Genomic DNA, 15,977 nt, shown 5'->3' with positions numbered 1-15,977 from the left:
GGCGGCGGTGTGTTCCTAGGCCACGCACACCAGGTAGCGGAAGACGTTCGGCATCCATACCGTGCCGTCGGGCCGCAGGTGCGGATGGAGCGCCTCGGCGACCTCCTTCTCGACCTGGGAGCGGTCGGTCGCCCGCACCGCCGCGTCGAACAGCCCGGTCGACAGCAGACCGCGCACCGCGCTGTCCACGTCCGCGTAGCCGAACGGGCAGGAGACCCGGCCCGAGCCGTCCGGCTTCAGCCCGGCCCGTGCCGCGACCTCCTCCAGGTCGTCCCGCAGCGCCGGCCGCCAGCCGTTGCCGGAGCGCGGGGTGCGCGCCGACTCGGCGAGCCGGCTCGCCACCCGGAGCACCGGGGCCGTGGCACACCGCTCGGGCGGTCCCCAGCCGGTGAGCACCACGGTGGCCCCGCGCGCGGCCAGCGGGACGGCCGAGGCGAGCGCGGGCGCGAGTCCGTCGGAATCACCGGTCGCGCAGCCGATCGGGTTGAAGGCGGTGAGCAGGTTGTACGGCGCTTGGCCGGCCGGAGAGGCCGCCGCGGGGGCGCCCTCCACCAGCCTCGCGTGCGCCGCCGCCGCCCGGTCGGGACCGGGCCGGACGGCCGGGTCGGACGCGAGGCGCTCCCGTGCCAGGGCGAGCCGTTCGCGGTCGGTGTCCACGCCGGTGACGCGCGCTCCTCGCGAGGCCGCGATCAGCAGCGCGAGCCCGGAACCGCAGCCGATGGAGAGCATCCGGGTGCCGGCGCCGACCTCGAGCCGGTCGAACACCGCTTCGTACAGCGGTGCCAGCATGCGCTCCTGGATCTCGGCCCAGTCACGGGCACGGGTACCGGCGTCCACCGGGGCGGACGAGTCCGCGTACCTGTGGTGCCGGACGAGCGTTGGTGTCATGGAATGCGCCCCAATCCGCCGAGAGTTCGGTCGTGCCCGAGTTCGGTCCCCCTGGTGTGTGTGCGCCCCCGCAACCCCCGTATGCCAGACAACTCCGCACAGGCGGTTCCGTCCAGGGGTCGGGTGGGGTCGGATGGCAGTGACGGCGTGCTCCGGTCGTGCGCCCCCGGAACCGGGTCGTGACGGCGGGGCCGGGGCCGGCACGCCTGCTGCCCGCTTCCTCACAGTCTTACCCGACAGGCGTGAGGCAGCACGTCGAGAGCGCCGTGGCCGGACCCGGCGGGGGCGTACGGGCCGGTTTCCGTGCGCCCGGGTAGGGTCGTTCCGCGGCTGCCGCGCGGCGGAACGGGGCCCGTCTACGCGCCGGTGCGTACGGCACCCCCCGCCCGGGTGCGTACCGCGCGCTACGTACCGCCTTGGTGTGAGCTGTGCGACTTCTCCGCAGATCAGGGCACCCGCCCTCGTCCGGACGCATCAACGGCAACTGACTGGTACGTGCAAATTATTTGGGATGTTCCGGAATAGGAACACCGGAGCAGTCAGGCTCGTTGTCACGACGTGAGCACGACACCACCTGTACTTGCCGCAGAGCTGGCACAGGCGTGGGCCGACATTCAGCGGTACCACCCCGAGCTGCCCGATCTAGCCGCGCCAGAGTCCCTGATCGGAGAGTCCTCGTCCGCCTGTGGCGCCGAGCTCTCCTTCGAACGACTGCTCCATGAGGCAGTCCACGGCATCGCCGCCGCGAGAGGTGTCCGGGACACCTCCCGGGCCGGCCGCTACCACAACCGGCGCTTCCTCGCGATCGCCGAGGAGCTGGGCCTCGACCATGCCGAGGAACCCCACCCCAGCAGCGGATTCTCGCTGGTGACGCTGAACCCCGAGGCCAAACGCAGATACCGCCCGACCACGGAGCGGCTGCAGCGCGCGCTCAAGGCGCACACCGTGGCCACGGCCGCGGACACCAAGCGCTCGTTCCGCGGTCCGGCCGCCCGGCACGGATCCTCCGGAGGAGGGGTGCGGGTCAAGGCCGTCTGCGACTGCGGGCGCAACGTCCGCGTCGTCCCGTCGGTCCTCGCCCAGGCGCCCATCGTCTGCGGCGGATGCGGCAAGCCCTTCCGGATCCCCGAAGCGGCGGTCGCGGTGGGGTGACCGGACGTGGTGTGGCACAATGGTCAGCTGTACTCGACAGTCGCATAGGACCCCTCTCTCCTCCGGCTGACGCGTCCATCGGGCACCCGAGTACCGCAACCCCACGTGGCATCTTTTGTGCCCAACCACGTCAGAGACCAGGAGACACCACTTCCGTGGCAGTCAAGATCAAGCTGAAGCGTCTGGGCAAGATCCGTTCGCCTCACTACCGCATCGTCGTCGCCGACTCCCGTACCCGCCGTGACGGCCGGGCCATCGAGGAGATCGGCCTGTACCACCCGGTGCAGAACCCCTCGCGCATCGAGGTCAACTCGGAGCGTGCGCAGTACTGGCTGTCCGTCGGCGCCCAGCCGACCGAGCCGGTCCTCGCGATCCTCAAGCTCACCGGTGACTGGCAGGCCCACAAGGGCCTCCCGGCCCCCGCGCCGCTGCTGCAGCCGGAGCCCAAGGCTGACAAGCGCGCCCTGTTCGAGGCTCTGACCACGGACGGCGACGAGGCCAAGGGTGAGGCCATCACCCAGAAGGCCAAGAAGTCGGACAAGAAGGCGGACGAGGCGGCCGACGCCGCGTCCACCGAGTCGACCGAGGCCTGAGCATGCTCGAGGAGGCTCTTGAGCACCTCGTGAAGGGCATCGTCGACAACCCCGACGATGTGCAGGTCGCCTCGCGCGACCTGCGCCGTGGACGCGTGCTGGAGGTCCGGGTCCATCCCGACGACCTCGGCAAGGTGATCGGCCGCAACGGCCGCACCGCGCGCGCCCTGCGTACCGTCGTGGGTGCCATCGGCGGACGTGGTATCCGTGTCGACCTCGTCGACGTGGACCAGGTTCGCTGAAGAGTTGAACACCGGCAGGGGCCGGGGAGGGCTTTCGAGCCGTCCCCGGCCTTTGTCGTCCGTACATGACCGCCTCCTCAGTACATGATCATCAGGAGAACAGCGTGCAGTTGGTAGTGGCGCGGATCGGTCGCGCCCACGGCATCAAGGGCGAGGTCACCGTCGAGGTGCGCACCGACGAGCCCGAACTCCGGCTCGGACCCGGGGCCGTGCTGGCCACGGAACCGGCCGCGACCGGACCCCTGACGATCGAGACCGGGCGGGTGCACAGCGGCAGGCTGCTGCTGCGCTTCGAGGGCGTACGCGACCGCACGGCGGCCGAGGCGCTCCGCAACACCCTCCTGATCGCCGAGGTCGATCCGGCCGAACTGCCGGAGGAGGAGGACGAGTTCTACGACCACCAGCTGATGGACCTCGACGTGGTCCTCGCGGACGGCACGGTGATCGGCCGGATCACCGAGATCACCCACCTGCCGTCCCAGGACCTCTTCATCGTGGAGCGCCCGGACGGCAGTGAGGTGATGATCCCGTTCGTGGAGGAGATCGTCACCGAGATCGACCTGGAGGAGCAGCGGGCCGTCATCTCCCCGCCGCCCGGCCTGATCGACGACAACGAGGCCGTGGTCGCCTCGGAGCGCGACGCCGGGAGCGAGGGCGCCGGTGCGCCGCCGGCGTCGGGGGAGGCCCCCGGTGGGGCGAAGCGGGGTGACGCGTGATGCGGCTCGACGTCGTCACGATCTTTCCCGAGTACCTGGAACCGCTGAACGTCTCGCTCGTGGGCAAGGCCCGCGCCCGCGGGCGCCTCGACGTGCACGTGCACGACCTGCGGGACTGGACGCACGACCGGCACAACACCGTGGACGACACCCCGTACGGCGGGGGCCCCGGCATGGTCATGAAGACCGAGCCGTGGGGCGAGGCCCTGGACGACGTGCTGGCCGACGGCTACGAGACGGGGGCGCACTCCCCGGTGCTGGTGGTCCCCACGCCCAGCGGCCGGCCCTTCACCCAGGAGCTGGCCGTCGAGCTGTCCGAGCGGCCGTGGCTGGTCTTCGCCCCCGCCAGGTACGAGGGCATCGACCGCCGCGTCATGGACGAGTACGCCACCAGGGTGCCCGTCGTGGAGGTGTCCATCGGGGACTACGTCCTGGCGGGCGGGGAAGCCGCCTGCCTGGTGATCACCGAGGCCGTGGCCCGGCTGCTGCCCGGTGTGCTGGGCAACGCCGCATCGCACAGGGACGACTCCTTCGCGCCCGGAGCGATGGCCGATCTGCTGGAGGGGCCGGTCTACACGAAGCCGCCGGAGTGGCGCGGCCGGAGCATTCCCGACGTCCTGCTCAGTGGCCATCACGGGCGCATCGCCCGCTGGCGCCGGGACGAGGCCTTCCGTCGCACCGCCCTCAACCGCCCTGATCTCATCGAGCGGTGCGAGGCGGCCGGCTTCGACAAGAAGGACCGCGAGATCCTCTCCATACTCGGCTGGTCACCCGGGCCCGACGGGCGATTTTGGCGCAGGCCCGAGGCCGTGGAAGAATAGGCGAGCTGTACGTCCGGCGCGCGCCCCTGCCACAGGGGGAAAGACGCCCGTCCGATGTGACCAGCATCCGAACTTCACCCTCTCCCGTCGATGACCTGTGGCATCGGCGAAGAAAGCAGACAACATGGCTTCCCTGCTCGATGGCGTCAACGCCGCCTCGCTCCGTACCGACCTCCCGGCGTTCCGCCCCGGCGACACGGTCAACGTCCACGTGCGCGTGATCGAGGGCAACCGCTCCCGTATCCAGCAGTTCAAGGGCATCGTCATCCGCCGCCAGGGCTCGGGCGTCAGCGAGACCTTCACGGTCCGCAAGGTCTCCTTCAGCGTCGGCGTCGAGCGCACCTTCCCGGTGCACAGCCCGATCTTCGAGAAGATCGAGCTGGTCACCCGCGGTGACGTCCGTCGCGCCAAGCTGTACTTCCTCCGTGAGCTGCGCGGCAAGGCCGCGAAGATCAAGGAGAAGCGCGACCGCTGATTCACCTCCGGCGTCCACAGCGCGGCCGGATAGGATGCGGCCCCGATGGACACGGAAGCACAGCACACGGAGCGCGATCGCTCCTCCACCCCCGAAGAGGGGCAGGAGGAGGGGTCGCGCTCCACGCATGTCCCGGCCACCACGATGTCCTGGGCGCGGGCCGTCCTCCTGGGCGCGGGCGCGACCGTCGCCCTGCTGCTCTTCAGCGCCTTCGTGCTGCAGCCCTTCCTCATCCCCAGCGGCTCGATGGAGCCCACGCTGCGGGTGGGAGACCGTGTACTCGTCAACAAACTGGCGTACCGTTTCGGCTCCGAGCCCGGGCGCGGCGACGTGGTGGTCTTCGACGGCACCGGATCCTTCGTGCAGGAGGCGCCGCGGGAGAACACCGTCACCACCCTCCTGAGCGGGGCGGCCGCCTCCCTCGGGCTGACCGAGCCCGCCGAGACCGACTTCGTGAAGCGGGTGGTGGGCGTGGGGGGCGATCGCGTGGTCTGCTGCGACAAGCGGGGGAGAGTCGAGGTGAACGGCACCGCTCTGGACGAGGACTACCTCCACCCGGGTGACGACCCGTCCGCCGTCGCGTTCGACATCGTGGTCCCGGCCGGCACGCTGTGGATGATGGGCGACCACCGCAGCAACTCCCGCGACTCCCGCGACCACCTGGGACAGCCCGGCGGCGGCATGGTCCCCGTCGACCGGGTCGTCGGACGCGTCGACTGGCTCGGCTGGCCGCTCGGCAGGCTCGGCTCCCTGCCCGGGACCGGCGCCTTCGCGGGCGTACGGCCGACAGGCGCCGCGCATGGGTAACCGGGGACGCAGGCGCGGGGAGCCGGACCACGACGTACCACTGCCCACCGGATCGCGTCCGACCACGGCCCGTTCGCTGCCCACCCGGGCGGAGCGCCGCAAGCTGGCCCGCAGGGTGAAGCGCCGGCGGCGCCGGTCCGCGATCAAGGAGATACCCCTCCTGGTCCTGGTCGCGCTGGTGATCGCGCTGGTGCTCAAGACCTTCCTCGTCCAGGCGTTCGTGATCCCGTCCGGGTCGATGGAGCAGACGATCAGGATCGGCGACCGGGTGCTGGTGGACAAGCTGACGCCGTGGTTCGGCTCCGAACCGGAGCGGGGCGACGTCGTGGTCTTCAAGGACCCCGGCGGCTGGCTGCCGAAGGAGGAGGCCCCCGCCGGGGAGCCGCCGATCGGGGTCAAGCAGGCCGAGGAACTGCTGACGTTCATCGGCCTGCTGCCGTCCGAGGACGAACAGGACCTGATCAAACGCGTGGTCGCCGTCGGCGGTGACACCGTCAAGTGCTGCGGCGCCGACGGAAGGGTCACGGTGAACGGGACGGCGCTCGACGAGCCGTACCTGCATCCCGACAGCGGACCGTCCACGCTCCAATTCGAGGTAAAGGTTCCGCCGGGCCGGATCTTCGTCATGGGCGACCACCGGTCCAACTCCGCCGACTCGCGCTTCCACCTCGACGATCCGGGCAACGGCACGGTGGCGCTGGACGAGGTGGTGGGCAGGGCCGTTCTCATCGCCTGGCCGTACGCCCACTGGCGCCGGCTGGAGGAGCCCTCGACGTACGCCTCGGTCCCGGCCGGGCCCGCCGGGGCGACGGCGGCACCCGGCCCGTCGAATAGTGTGTCCTCCCAGGATCCCAACGGAATGGTCCTGCTCCCGACCCCTGCGGAACTCCCGCTCGTTATGGGAGTGGTGGGCCTGCGCCGATTCCGGCGCGGGCGGTGGCACGGAGTGAGGAGTGGATGTGGGGGATTTGGCGGTCGGCGCACGATCCGGACACGACGGGCCCGAGGACCGGCCTTCGGACGGCGGGATTCCGAGGGAGGCGGCCGGTGACGGCGGCTCCGCGGGCGGTGAGCACCCGCCCGGTGACGTCCCGGGCGACGGTTCCCCCGGAGGTGGCAGTCCGGCACAGCGGAAGCCGCGGTCGTTCTGGAAGGAACTGCCGCTCCTCGTGGGTATCGCGCTCGTACTCGCTCTGCTGATCAAGACGTTCCTCGTGCAGGCGTTCTCGATCCCCTCGGACTCCATGCAGAACACGCTGCAGCGGGGCGACCGGGTGCTGGTGGACAAGCTGACGCCGTGGTTCGGCTCGGAGCCCGAGCGTGGTGAGGTGGTCGTCTTCCACGACCCGGGCGGCTGGCTGGAGGACGCGGCGACTCCGGAGCCCAACGCCGTGCAGAAGTTCCTCAGCTTCATCGGGCTGATGCCGTCCGCGGAGGAGAAAGACCTGATCAAACGGGTCATCGCGGTGGGCGGTGACACCGTGGAGTGCAAGAAGAACGGACCGGTCACGGTCAACGGCAAGGCGCTGGACGACAAGGCGTTCATCTTCGAGGGCAACAGCGCGTGCGACGACCAGCCCTTCGGCCCCATCCACGTGCCTGAGGGCCGGATCTGGGTGATGGGTGACCACCGGCAGAACTCCCTGGACTCCCGGTACCACCAGGAGCTCCCCGGTCAGGGCACCGTGTCCACGGACGAGGTGGTCGGGCGGGCCATCGTCATCGCCTGGCCGGTGAACCGCTGGGCGACCCTGCCCGTCCCGAGCACGTTCGACCAGCCCGGGCTGAACGCGGCAGCCTCGGCTGCCCTACCGGGCGCACTGGGCGTAGCCGGCGCGCTGCCCCTCGTGTTCTGGCGGCGCCGGAGGCTGACCGGCGGGTCTACCGCCCGGTAGGGTGCCGACTCGGACCAGCGATTGTCGATCTCCGATGGGGGAGCGCCGGGATGAGCGGAGCAGGACGTAGGAGCGAGGGCCGGGGCCGGCTCGGCAGCACGCTGTCGAATCTGGCCGTGGCCCTGGGCTGTGTGCTCTTCCTCGGCGGCTTCGCCTGGGGCGCGGTCGTCTACAAGCCGTACACCGTGCCGACCGGTTCCATGACACCCACGGTGAACGCCGGCGACCGGGTGCTTGCGCAGCGGATATCGGGCGACGACGTGCGGCGCGGTGACGTGGTCGTCTTCACGGACAAGGCCTGGGGCGACGTCCCCATGGTGAAGAGGGTCGTCGGTGTGGGCGGCGACAAGATCGCCTGTTGTGACGACGGAGGCCGTCTCACGATCGACGGCAAGCCTGTCGAGGAACCGTATCTGCGGGCCTGGGGCGGCGTGTCCCTCCCCGGAGGCGGCGGGAACAAGGCCGGCGGGGGCCCCGCCTCCAGTCAGGACTTCACGGCCGAGGTGCCCGACGGGCAGCTCTTCCTGCTCGGTGACGATCGCAGCGAATCGCTGGACTCCAGGGTCCACCTCACGGACCCGGGACAGGGCTCCGTGCCTCGCAGCGCCGTCGAGGCCCGGGTCGACGCGGTGGCGTGGCCGATGAACGGCATGATCGACCGGCCCGGCGCCTTCGCCGCCATGCCCGGTGGCGTGTCCTCCAGCGGCCCGCTGCGGTTGCAGCTCGGTGCGTCGGCGGTCGGTCTGCTGCTCATCCTGGGTGGCGCCGCCTACGGTCCGCTCGCCGCCCGATCGGCGCGCAGGCATGAGCGGACCGGATCCTCCGCCGATGCCGGCTGAGACACGCCGGGTCGCGCGCATCGTGCTCCTGGATCCCGACGACCGGGTTCTGCTGCTCCACGGCTTCGAGCCGGACGACCCCGCGACGCGCTGGTGGTTCACGCCGGGCGGCGGCCTGGAAGGCGGGGAGAGCAGGGAAGAGGCGGCGCTGCGCGAGCTCGCCGAGGAGACCGGGCTCACCGACGTCGTTCTCGGACCCCTGCTGTGGACGCGGATCTGCTCCTTCCCCTTCGACGGGCGGCGGTGGGACCAGGACGAGTGGTACTTCCTCGCCCGGACGACCCGGACCGCCACGCACCAGCGAGGCCTCACCGAACTGGAGCGGCGCAGTGTCGCGGGTCTGAGGTGGTGGACCTCCGCCGAACTCTCCACGACGCGTGAGACGGTGTACCCGACCAGGCTCGCCGAGCTGCTGCGCACGCTGCTCGCCGAGGGTCCCCCGCGTGATCCGCTGGTTCTCGCCCCCGAAATCGTCTAATAGGCCAGGGGTATGTGAGGCTGACGCACAATAGGGGGACGCACGGCTGAAGGGGAACATGCCATGAGCGCCGAGGACCTCGAGAAGTACGAGACCGAGATGGAGCTGAAGCTCTACCGGGAGTACCGCGATGTCGTCGGTCTGTTCAAATACGTGATCGAGACCGAGCGGCGTTTCTACCTCACCAACGACTACGAGATGCAGGTGCACTCCGTCCAGGGCGAGGTCTTCTTCGAGGTCTCCATGGCGGACGCGTGGGTCTGGGACATGTACCGGCCCGCCAGGTTCGTCAAGCAGGTCCGGGTCCTGACGTTCAAGGACGTGAACATCGAGGAGCTGAACAAGAGCGACCTCGAACTTCCGGGCGGCTGACCGGCGGTCGTACGTACGTGGTGCGGGGCGCGGGGCAGGCCGGGGCGGAGGACGGCACGCCCGTAGTCGACCTGGTCGCGCGCGGTCCGGGAGGGCCTGGCGCGGGGGACGCAGGCGCGGGGGTGTCGCCGTCGGCCCCACCGGCCCCGCCGGGTCACCGGCCCGGCGCTCTTGATCAGCCCTCGGCACTCTTGACGCTGCCCCCGGTGCTTCCCGGACCGCCGTCGGCGCTTGCCGCACTGCCCGCGGCGCTTCCCTGACCACACCCGGGGGCTTCCCGCACTGCCCCCGGTTCCACCCGCACTGCCCCCGGTCCCACCCGCACCGCCGCCGGCGCTGCGGCGAACGTCCGCCGGCGCCGCCTCGGACCGCACCCGGCACCACTTCACCCCATCGGGTGGCCGGGTTGTCCACAACGGCCGGGTTGTCCACCAAGATCCAACAGGTCGGGCGGGAAGCGTCAGAGTCGGTGCCGGAGGTGGTGCCGATATGAACGCACGGGGGGCACTCGGGCGGTACGGCGAGGATCTGGCGGCGCGGCTGCTGACGGATGCCGGGATGTCCGTACTGGACCGCAACTGGCGCTGTCGCGCCGGAGAGATCGACATCGTCGCCGCCGACGGCGACGCGGTGGTCGTCTGCGAGGTGAAGACCCGCAGGTCGGCCTCCTTCGAGCACCCCATGGAGGCCGTCACACCGGTCAAGGCCGAGCGGTTGCGCCGGCTCGCGGAGATCTGGCTCGACCGGCACGGCGGACCGCCGCCCGGTGGTGTCCGGATCGATCTCGTGGGCGTGGTCCTGCCCAGGCGTGGGGCGCCCGTCGCGGAACACGTGCGGGGCGTGGCCTGATGGGGTTCGCGCGGGCCTGTTCCGTGGCGCTCGTGGGCGTCGAAGGCGTGGTGGTGGAGGTGCAGGCCGACCTGGAGCCGGGGGTGGCGGCCTTCACCCTGGTCGGCCTGCCGGACAAGAGCCTGATCGAAAGCAGGGACCGGGTCAGGGCGGCCGTCGTCAACTCGGGGGCCGAGTGGCCGCAGAAGAAGCTCACCGTGGGGCTGTCCCCCGCCTCCGTTCCGAAAGCCGGCTCGGGCTTCGACCTGGCCGTGGCGTGCGCGGTGCTCGGTGCCGCGGAGCGGATCGATCCGGCGGCCATCGCCGACGTCGTGATGATCGGGGAGCTGGGCCTGGACGGCAGGGTGCGGCCCGTGCGCGGCGTTCTCCCGGCGGTGCTCGCGGCGGCGGAGGCGGGCTACGAGCAGGTCGTCGTGCCCGAGCAGACCGCGGGGGAGGCGGCCCTCGTGCCGGGCATCTCGGTCCTCGGAGTCCGCAGCCTGCGCCAGTTGATCGCCGTGCTCGGTGACGAACCGGTGCCCGACGAGCCGGTGCCGGAGCGGGGCCGCCCCGACACCATGCTGTCAGGGCTGCTCGTGCCGGGTGCGGGCGTCGGCAGCGGCCTCGCGGCGCACGGCGCGCGGGACGCGGGCCACCGCCCCGACATGGCCGACGTCGCGGGACAGGTGAGAGCGCGCAAGGCTCTGGAGGTGGCGGCGGCCGGCGGACACCATCTCCTGCTCTCCGGGCCGCCCGGGGCGGGGAAGACCATGCTGGCCGAGCGGATCACGGCGATCCTCCCGCCGCTCACCCGGCGGGAGTCCCTGGAAGTGACGGCGGTGCACTCGGTGGCGGGCATCCTCCCACCCGGTGAACCCCTGGTCGGCAGGCCGCCCTACTGCGCGCCGCACCACTCGGCGACGATGCAGTCGCTCATCGGCGGGGGAAACGGACTGCCGAGGCCGGGCGCGGTCTCCCTGGCCCATCGCGGCGTACTGTTCCTCGACGAGGCTCCGGAATTCTCCGGGCGGGCGCTGGACGCTCTGCGCCAGCCCCTGGAATCCGGGCACGTCGTGGTGGCACGCGCCGCCGGAGTGGTGCGGCTGCCCGCGCGCTTCCTGATGGTGCTGGCAGCCAATCCCTGCCCGTGCGGCAGGCACACGCTGGCCGGCGCGGGGTGTGAGTGCCCGCCGTCCGCGATCCGCCGCTACCAGGCACGTCTTTCCGGCCCCCTGCTGGACCGCGTGGATCTGCGGGTGGAGGCCGAGCCGGTCAGCCGGGCGGACCTCCTGGGGAGCGGCAGCCGTGGCGAGTCCTCGGCCGAGGTCGCCGTCCGGGTGCGGGAGGCGAGGGCCCGGGCCGCGGCGCGGCTCGCCGGCACCCCGTGGAGCACGAACAGCGAGGTGCCCGGTCACGAGCTGCGGACAAGGCTGCTCGCGGCGCCCGGTGCGCTGATGGCGGCCGAACGGGACATGGAGCGGGGCCTTCTCACGGCCCGGGGCCTGGACCGGGTCCTGCGTGTGGCGTGGACGGTGGCGGACCTGAGAGCCGCCGACCGGCCGGACGCCTCGGACATCGCGGTCGCCCTGGAGCTGCGTACGGGCCTGCACCGGGGAGCCGTGGCCGGGGCGATCGCGTCGTGAGCGGCCTGTCGCGGGACGTCGAGGCCGACCGCCGGGCCCGGGCCGCCCTGACCCGCGTGTTCGAGCCGGGGGACGAGCGCGGAGGGCGCTGGATCCGCGAGGTGGGGCCCAGCGAGTTGGTGCGGCGCCTCATGGGCGAAGGCGGTCCGGCGCAGCCGCTGAAGGGGATGACCGCGCAGCGGCTGGCCGCCTGCCGACTGCGGGTCGCAGCCGCCGATCCGGCGCGTGACCTGGCGGAGGTGGCTGCTGCCGGCGGGCGGTTCGTCTGCCCCGGCGACACCGAGTGGCCGAGCCAGCTCGACGACCTGGGTGACGCACGGCCGATCGGTCTGTGGGTGCGGGGTGGGCCCGACCTGCGCCTGTGGGCGCTGCGCTCGGTCGCGCTGGTCGGAGCCAGGGCCTGCACACCCTACGGGGCGCACATGGCGGCCACCCTCGGAGCCGGGCTCGCCGAGAGGGGCTGGGTGGTGGTGTCGGGTGCGGCGTTCGGGGTCGACGGTGCCGCCCACCGCGGGGCACTCGCCGTCGGCGGGGCGACCATGGCGGTGCTGGCCTGCGGCGTCGACGTCGCGTATCCCAAGGGGCACACGGAGCTGATCGGGCGCATCGTGGAACAAGGGCTGGTGATGGGCGAGTTGCCACCCTCGGAGCACCCGACGCGCAGCAGGTTCATCCTCCGCAACAGGGTGATCGCCGCCCTCACGCGGGGCACCGTCGTGGTGGAGGCGCAGTACCGCAGTGGATCACTCGTCACCGCCAGGAACGCTCAGCGGTTGGGGCGCTTCACCATGGGCGTCCCGGGGCCTGCCACCAGCGGCCTGTCGGCGGGAGTCCACGAACTGCTCCGCGGGGAGGGCGTCCTCGTCACCGACGCCGCCGAGATCGCCGAACTGGTGGGGGAGATCGGGGATCTAGCGCCGGTCAGGCGTGGCCCCGTCCTGCCCAGGGACCTGCTGGACGACCTCGCCGCGCGGATTCTGGACGCCTTGCCGTGGAGCGGCCTGGTGAGCGGGCGGGACGTCGCCAGGGCCGCCGGCACGTCGACGGACCAAGCCCTCGGCCGGTTGTACGAACTGCACTCACTGGGGTTCGTCGAAAGCGTGGGCGACGGGTGGCGGTTGACGCCCGTACCCCCAAGTGACGCGGACACCCGGCGAGGCGGTGCTTGACCCCGGGCATTCGGGTGAAAAGGTGATGCTCTGACCCGGACGGCACGTGCTCGGGCCTTTGACGCCGGTGCACGCGCCGCCAGCCCGCGCCGTCGGCCGTGTCCGGCAGGGCGGATATCCCGGGGCATTCCACCCCGCGGATCGCTTGTTCCGCGCTCACCGCGACAACTCAGTCACGCTACGCTCACAAGGAATTCGACTCCAGCGACAGTCCCAGCACTTCACAGCAGAACGGCTCAAGGCACCACATGCCCCAGCACACCTCCGGGTCTGACCGCGCGGCAGTTCCACCGGCTGCGCGTGGCACTGTGCGCCCCCCTGCCCCCTCCTCGCTCGACGAGTTGTGGCGTTCGTACAAGACCACCGGCGACGGGCGGTTGCGGGAGCAGCTGATTCTTCACTACTCGCCCCTGGTCAAGTACGTCGCGGGCCGGGTGAGTGTGGGGCTGCCGTCCAACGTGGAGCAGGCGGACTTCGTCTCCTCCGGGGTCTTCGGACTGATCGACGCCATCGAGAAGTTCGACATCGAGCGCGCCATCAAGTTCGAGACGTACGCGATCACGAGAATCCGTGGCGCGATGATCGACGAACTGCGGGCACTGGACTGGATCCCCAGATCCGTCCGGCAGAAGGCGCGCAACGTGGAACGCGCCTACGCGACCTTGGAGGCGCGACTGCGGCGCACGCCCTCGGAGGGTGAGGTCGCGGCGGAGATGGGCATCGCCATCGAGGATCTGCACGCGGTGTTCAGCCAGTTGTCCCTCGCCAACGTGGTGGCGCTGGAGGAACTGCTGCATGTCGGAGGCGAGGGCGGTGACCGCCTCAGCCTGATGGACACCCTGGAGGACACCGCCGCCGACGACCCCGTCGAGGTCGCCGAGGGCCGGGAGCTCAAACGGCTGCTGGCCCGTGCCATCAACACGCTCCCCGAGCGGGAGAAGACCGTCGTCACGCTCTACTACTACGAGGGCCTCACCCTGGCGGAGATCGGCAACGTCCTCGGGGTCACCGAGAGCCGGGTCAGCCAGATCCACACCAAGTCGGTCCTGCAGCTCCGGGCGAAACTCGCGGACGCCGGGCGCTGAGTGCGGGTGGCTCCGGCCGCCCCGTGGCGGACTCGCACCCCCTTCGAACAGGCGCCGCCGTAGAGTGGTGGGGTGCCCAGGATTCGAGCGGCCTCCGTGGCCGAGCACCGGACGATGCAGCGCGGCGCCCTCCTGGACGCCGCACGGTCCCTGCTGTCCGAGGGAGGCACGGAGGCGCTGACCTTCCCCGCCCTCGCCGAGCGCACGGGCCTCGCCCGGTCATCCGTCTACGAGTACTTCCGGTCCCGCGCCGCCGTGGTCGAAGAGCTCTGCGCCGTCGACTTCCCCGTATGGGCCGCAGAGGTCGAGAGCGCCATGAGCCGGGCCGGCACGGCGGAGGAGAAGGTCGAGGCGTACGTCCGCAGGCAGCTCGACCTCGTCGGCGACCGCCGGCACCGGGCTGTCGTCGCGATCTCCGCCAGCGAGCTGGACGCGGGCGCCCGGGAGAAGATCCGGGCCGCCCACGGCGGGCTCATCGCCATGATCGTCGAGGCGCTGGCCGATCTCGGCCACGCCGAGCCCCGGCTGGCGGCCATGCTGCTCCAGGGCTCGGTGGACGCGGCGGTGCGCCGCATCGAGCTGGGCGTGGCGGAGGAACCGGGTGTGGTCGCGGACACGGCCGTCGCGATGGTCCTGCGCGGCGTACGGGGCTGACCCCGGGGCCGGCAGCAGCCGAACGGCCGCCGCTCCGGCGAGTCGGGGGCGCGTCCCGCGAGTCTGTGCCCCTCGCTGCGGAGACCGCCGGCCGGAGCGCCGCACCCACCACATGGGCCATCGGCCGGGACAGGGCCCTCGGCGGTGGAGTGGTTCCGGTCAGGGGCGCCGCGGAATGTTCCCCGCCCTGCGATGCGGTGCCGAGCGGCCCGGTACGGGTCGAGGTCACCCCGGGATGCTCCGTTTCGGCGTGTCCCGTCTCGGTGCGCCCCGCCTCGGGACGTGCCGCCGCAGGACGTGCCGCCTCGGGCAGCGGCACGCCGAACACCGGCAGCAGCCGGGAGGGGCCCCGTCGCAGCAGTGAGGGCGGGAGCATCGACAGCGGGTCCAGGTAGGTGTCGCCACGCCGCAGCCCCCAGTGCAGACACCCGGCGGCGCAATGGGAGCGGCCGGGTGCGACGACGCCCACGACCTGACCCGCGGTCACGGTGTCGCCCTTCTCGACCTCCGTCCGCACCGGCTGGTACGTGAAGCGCAGCGGGGGCTCCCCGGTCCTCGCCACCTCCACCGAAAGCACTCCCTGGCCCGCGACCGGCCCGGCGAACAGAACCCGGCCCGGACCGGCCGCCCGCACAGCCGTGCCGGGCCGGGCGGCGAGGTCGACCCCGCGGTGACCCGGCCCGTACGGGCCGGCGGGCGGCTCCCATCCCCGCACGACGAGCGGCCGGCCCGCGAGCGGCCAGGCCCGCTCCCCGCCCGGTGCCTGCCCGGGGACCGGCGCGGGCCCGGCCTCGGACGTGGACGTGGGCACGAGCACAGGTACGTAAGCGGACGCGGGCCTGGGCATGGGGACGGGCTCAGGCCTCCGGGCCGACGCCGACGCCGACAACGCGGCCGATGCCGCCGGCCGCCCCACGGGCTCCGCCTGCACTGCGGCCCGTGCCACGGGCATCGCCTGCACTGCGGCTCGCCCCGTAACCCCCGCTCTCCCTGTGGCCTGTCCTGCGGGCAGCACTGCCTGCACCGCGACTCGTTCCACGGGCGCCCCCTCCACCGTCGGCCACCCCGGCGACGCCACCACCGGCCCCTCCCGCAACGCCACCGCCACCCACACCGTCAGCCCGAGCAACGCCGCCAGAGCCGCCAGAGCCGCCAGAGCCGCCAGAGCCGCCAGAGCCGCCGGCCCCGCCAGCACCGCCGGTCCAGCCGATGCCGTGGGCCCCGCCAGCCACGATCTTCTCGGCGGTCATCGCGGAGGCCGAGTTCGGAATCTGTCGTGCGCCGATCGCTGCGCGGAACTCCTGCGCCGTCACACGGCGG

General features: G+C 72.0%; 18 protein-coding genes and 1 pseudogene. 17 read left to right on the top strand and 2 right to left on the bottom strand.

Annotated features, from left to right (window positions below; all coding sequences use genetic code 11):
* Nucleotides 1–15: 15 nt before the first annotated feature.
* A complete protein-coding gene (locus ABZ371_RS16620) occupies nucleotides 16–888 on the bottom strand; it encodes a methyltransferase domain-containing protein (RefSeq protein WP_358679500.1) in 873 nt (290 codons plus the stop codon).
* A gap of 558 nt (nucleotides 889–1,446) precedes the next feature.
* Here ABZ371_RS16620 and ABZ371_RS16615 point away from each other — a divergent pair.
* The 17 genes from ABZ371_RS16615 (at nucleotide 1,447) to ABZ371_RS16535 (ending at nucleotide 14,657) form a co-directional block, all read left to right on the top strand.
* A complete protein-coding gene (locus ABZ371_RS16615) occupies nucleotides 1,447–2,040 on the top strand; it encodes a hypothetical protein (RefSeq protein ID WP_003965961.1) in 594 nt (197 codons plus the stop codon).
* Between the two features lie 155 nt (nucleotides 2,041–2,195).
* On the top strand, nucleotides 2,196–2,633 hold the full coding sequence (gene rpsP, locus ABZ371_RS16610; RefSeq protein ID WP_358679497.1) for a 30S ribosomal protein S16: 438 nt from the start codon (nucleotides 2,196–2,198) through the stop codon (nucleotides 2,631–2,633).
* 2 nt (nucleotides 2,634–2,635) lie between these two features.
* A complete protein-coding gene (locus tag ABZ371_RS16605) occupies nucleotides 2,636–2,875 on the top strand; it encodes an RNA-binding protein (RefSeq protein ID WP_014153811.1) in 240 nt (79 codons plus the stop codon).
* A gap of 104 nt (nucleotides 2,876–2,979) precedes the next feature.
* A complete protein-coding gene (gene rimM, locus ABZ371_RS16600) occupies nucleotides 2,980–3,591 on the top strand; it encodes a ribosome maturation factor RimM (RefSeq protein WP_358679509.1) in 612 nt (203 codons plus the stop codon).
* Nucleotides 3,591–4,412, top strand: a complete 822-nt coding sequence (gene trmD, locus ABZ371_RS16595; protein ID WP_358679494.1) for a tRNA (guanosine(37)-N1)-methyltransferase TrmD — start codon at nucleotides 3,591–3,593, stop codon at nucleotides 4,410–4,412. The genes rimM and trmD overlap by 1 nt, the downstream gene beginning before the upstream one ends.
* A gap of 124 nt (nucleotides 4,413–4,536) precedes the next feature.
* Nucleotides 4,537–4,887, top strand: a complete 351-nt coding sequence (gene rplS / locus ABZ371_RS16590; protein ID WP_014048592.1) for a 50S ribosomal protein L19 — start codon at nucleotides 4,537–4,539, stop codon at nucleotides 4,885–4,887.
* 45 nt (nucleotides 4,888–4,932) lie between these two features.
* Nucleotides 4,933–5,694: a signal peptidase I gene (lepB, locus tag ABZ371_RS16585; RefSeq protein ID WP_358679491.1), complete on the top strand. Its 762-nt coding sequence runs from the start codon at nucleotides 4,933–4,935 to the stop codon at nucleotides 5,692–5,694.
* On the top strand, nucleotides 5,687–6,745 hold the full coding sequence (gene lepB, locus ABZ371_RS16580) for a signal peptidase I (RefSeq protein WP_358679489.1): 1,059 nt from the start codon (nucleotides 5,687–5,689) through the stop codon (nucleotides 6,743–6,745). The genes lepB (ABZ371_RS16585) and lepB (ABZ371_RS16580) overlap by 8 nt, the downstream gene beginning before the upstream one ends.
* Nucleotides 6,663–7,589, top strand: coding sequence for a signal peptidase I (lepB, locus tag ABZ371_RS16575; RefSeq protein WP_358679506.1), 927 nt, complete (start codon nucleotides 6,663–6,665; stop codon nucleotides 7,587–7,589). Before lepB (ABZ371_RS16580) ends, lepB (ABZ371_RS16575) begins: the two co-directional genes overlap by 83 nt.
* Before the next feature lie 50 nt (nucleotides 7,590–7,639).
* Nucleotides 7,640–8,428 (top strand): signal peptidase I, encoded by a 789-nt coding sequence (gene lepB / locus ABZ371_RS16570; RefSeq protein WP_358679486.1) that lies wholly within the window; start codon nucleotides 7,640–7,642, stop codon nucleotides 8,426–8,428.
* Nucleotides 8,418–8,906 (top strand): NUDIX hydrolase, encoded by a 489-nt coding sequence (locus tag ABZ371_RS16565; protein ID WP_358679483.1) that lies wholly within the window; start codon nucleotides 8,418–8,420, stop codon nucleotides 8,904–8,906. The genes lepB (ABZ371_RS16570) and ABZ371_RS16565 overlap by 11 nt, the downstream gene beginning before the upstream one ends.
* A 63-nt stretch (nucleotides 8,907–8,969) precedes the next feature.
* Nucleotides 8,970–9,278 carry a DUF2469 domain-containing protein gene (locus ABZ371_RS16560; protein WP_003965949.1) on the top strand — a complete coding sequence of 103 codons (309 nt, stop codon included), beginning with the start codon at nucleotides 8,970–8,972 and terminating at the stop codon, nucleotides 9,276–9,278.
* Between the two features lie 489 nt (nucleotides 9,279–9,767).
* Nucleotides 9,768–10,127 carry a YraN family protein gene (locus tag ABZ371_RS16555; RefSeq protein ID WP_358679480.1) on the top strand — a complete coding sequence of 120 codons (360 nt, stop codon included), beginning with the start codon at nucleotides 9,768–9,770 and terminating at the stop codon, nucleotides 10,125–10,127.
* Nucleotides 10,127–11,749, top strand: a complete 1,623-nt coding sequence (locus ABZ371_RS16550; RefSeq protein ID WP_358679477.1) for an ATP-binding protein — start codon at nucleotides 10,127–10,129, stop codon at nucleotides 11,747–11,749. Before ABZ371_RS16555 ends, ABZ371_RS16550 begins: the two co-directional genes overlap by 1 nt.
* The gene (gene dprA, locus ABZ371_RS16545; protein WP_358679474.1) at nucleotides 11,746–12,918 is read left to right on the top strand and encodes a DNA-processing protein DprA; all 1,173 of its coding nucleotides are present in this window, start codon (nucleotides 11,746–11,748) and stop codon (nucleotides 12,916–12,918) included. The genes ABZ371_RS16550 and dprA overlap by 4 nt, the downstream gene beginning before the upstream one ends.
* 248 nt (nucleotides 12,919–13,166) lie before the next feature.
* A complete protein-coding gene (gene whiG, locus ABZ371_RS16540; protein WP_358679471.1) occupies nucleotides 13,167–14,003 on the top strand; it encodes an RNA polymerase sigma factor WhiG in 837 nt (278 codons plus the stop codon).
* 96 nt (nucleotides 14,004–14,099) lie between these two features.
* Nucleotides 14,100–14,657, top strand: coding sequence for a helix-turn-helix domain-containing protein (locus ABZ371_RS16535; protein ID WP_358679503.1), 558 nt, complete (start codon nucleotides 14,100–14,102; stop codon nucleotides 14,655–14,657).
* A gap of 298 nt (nucleotides 14,658–14,955) precedes the next feature.
* Here the strand turns inward: ABZ371_RS16535 and ABZ371_RS16530 are convergent.
* Nucleotides 14,956–15,411: pseudogene (locus ABZ371_RS16530) on the bottom strand (M23 family metallopeptidase); the annotation flags it as partial.
* Nucleotides 15,412–15,977 lie beyond the last annotated feature (566 nt).

The sequence above is a fragment of the Streptomyces sp. NPDC005899 genome, from assembly GCF_040629645.1.
In the GTDB taxonomy this organism is placed as follows: Bacteria; Actinomycetota; Actinomycetes; order Streptomycetales; family Streptomycetaceae; genus Streptomyces.
This window is presented reverse-complemented; position numbering and strand designations above follow the sequence as displayed.

Coding starts and splice junctions, on each gene's coding strand:
- ABZ371_RS16620 (WP_358679500.1), bottom strand. CDS start 888: ATGACACCAACGCTCGTCCGGCACCACAGGTACGCGGACTCGTCCGCC.
- ABZ371_RS16605 (WP_014153811.1), top strand. CDS start 2,636: ATGCTCGAGGAGGCTCTTGAGCACCTCGTGAAGGGCATCGTCGACAAC.
- trmD (WP_358679494.1), top strand. CDS start 3,591: ATGCGGCTCGACGTCGTCACGATCTTTCCCGAGTACCTGGAACCGCTG.
- rplS (WP_014048592.1), top strand. CDS start 4,537: ATGGCTTCCCTGCTCGATGGCGTCAACGCCGCCTCGCTCCGTACCGAC.
- lepB (WP_358679491.1), top strand. CDS start 4,933: ATGGACACGGAAGCACAGCACACGGAGCGCGATCGCTCCTCCACCCCC.
- lepB (WP_358679489.1), top strand. CDS start 5,687: ATGGGTAACCGGGGACGCAGGCGCGGGGAGCCGGACCACGACGTACCA.
- lepB (WP_358679486.1), top strand. CDS start 7,640: ATGAGCGGAGCAGGACGTAGGAGCGAGGGCCGGGGCCGGCTCGGCAGC.
- ABZ371_RS16565 (WP_358679483.1), top strand. CDS start 8,418: ATGCCGGCTGAGACACGCCGGGTCGCGCGCATCGTGCTCCTGGATCCC.
- ABZ371_RS16560 (WP_003965949.1), top strand. CDS start 8,970: ATGAGCGCCGAGGACCTCGAGAAGTACGAGACCGAGATGGAGCTGAAG.
- ABZ371_RS16555 (WP_358679480.1), top strand. CDS start 9,768: ATGAACGCACGGGGGGCACTCGGGCGGTACGGCGAGGATCTGGCGGCG.
- ABZ371_RS16550 (WP_358679477.1), top strand. CDS start 10,127: ATGGGGTTCGCGCGGGCCTGTTCCGTGGCGCTCGTGGGCGTCGAAGGC.
- whiG (WP_358679471.1), top strand. CDS start 13,167: ATGCCCCAGCACACCTCCGGGTCTGACCGCGCGGCAGTTCCACCGGCT.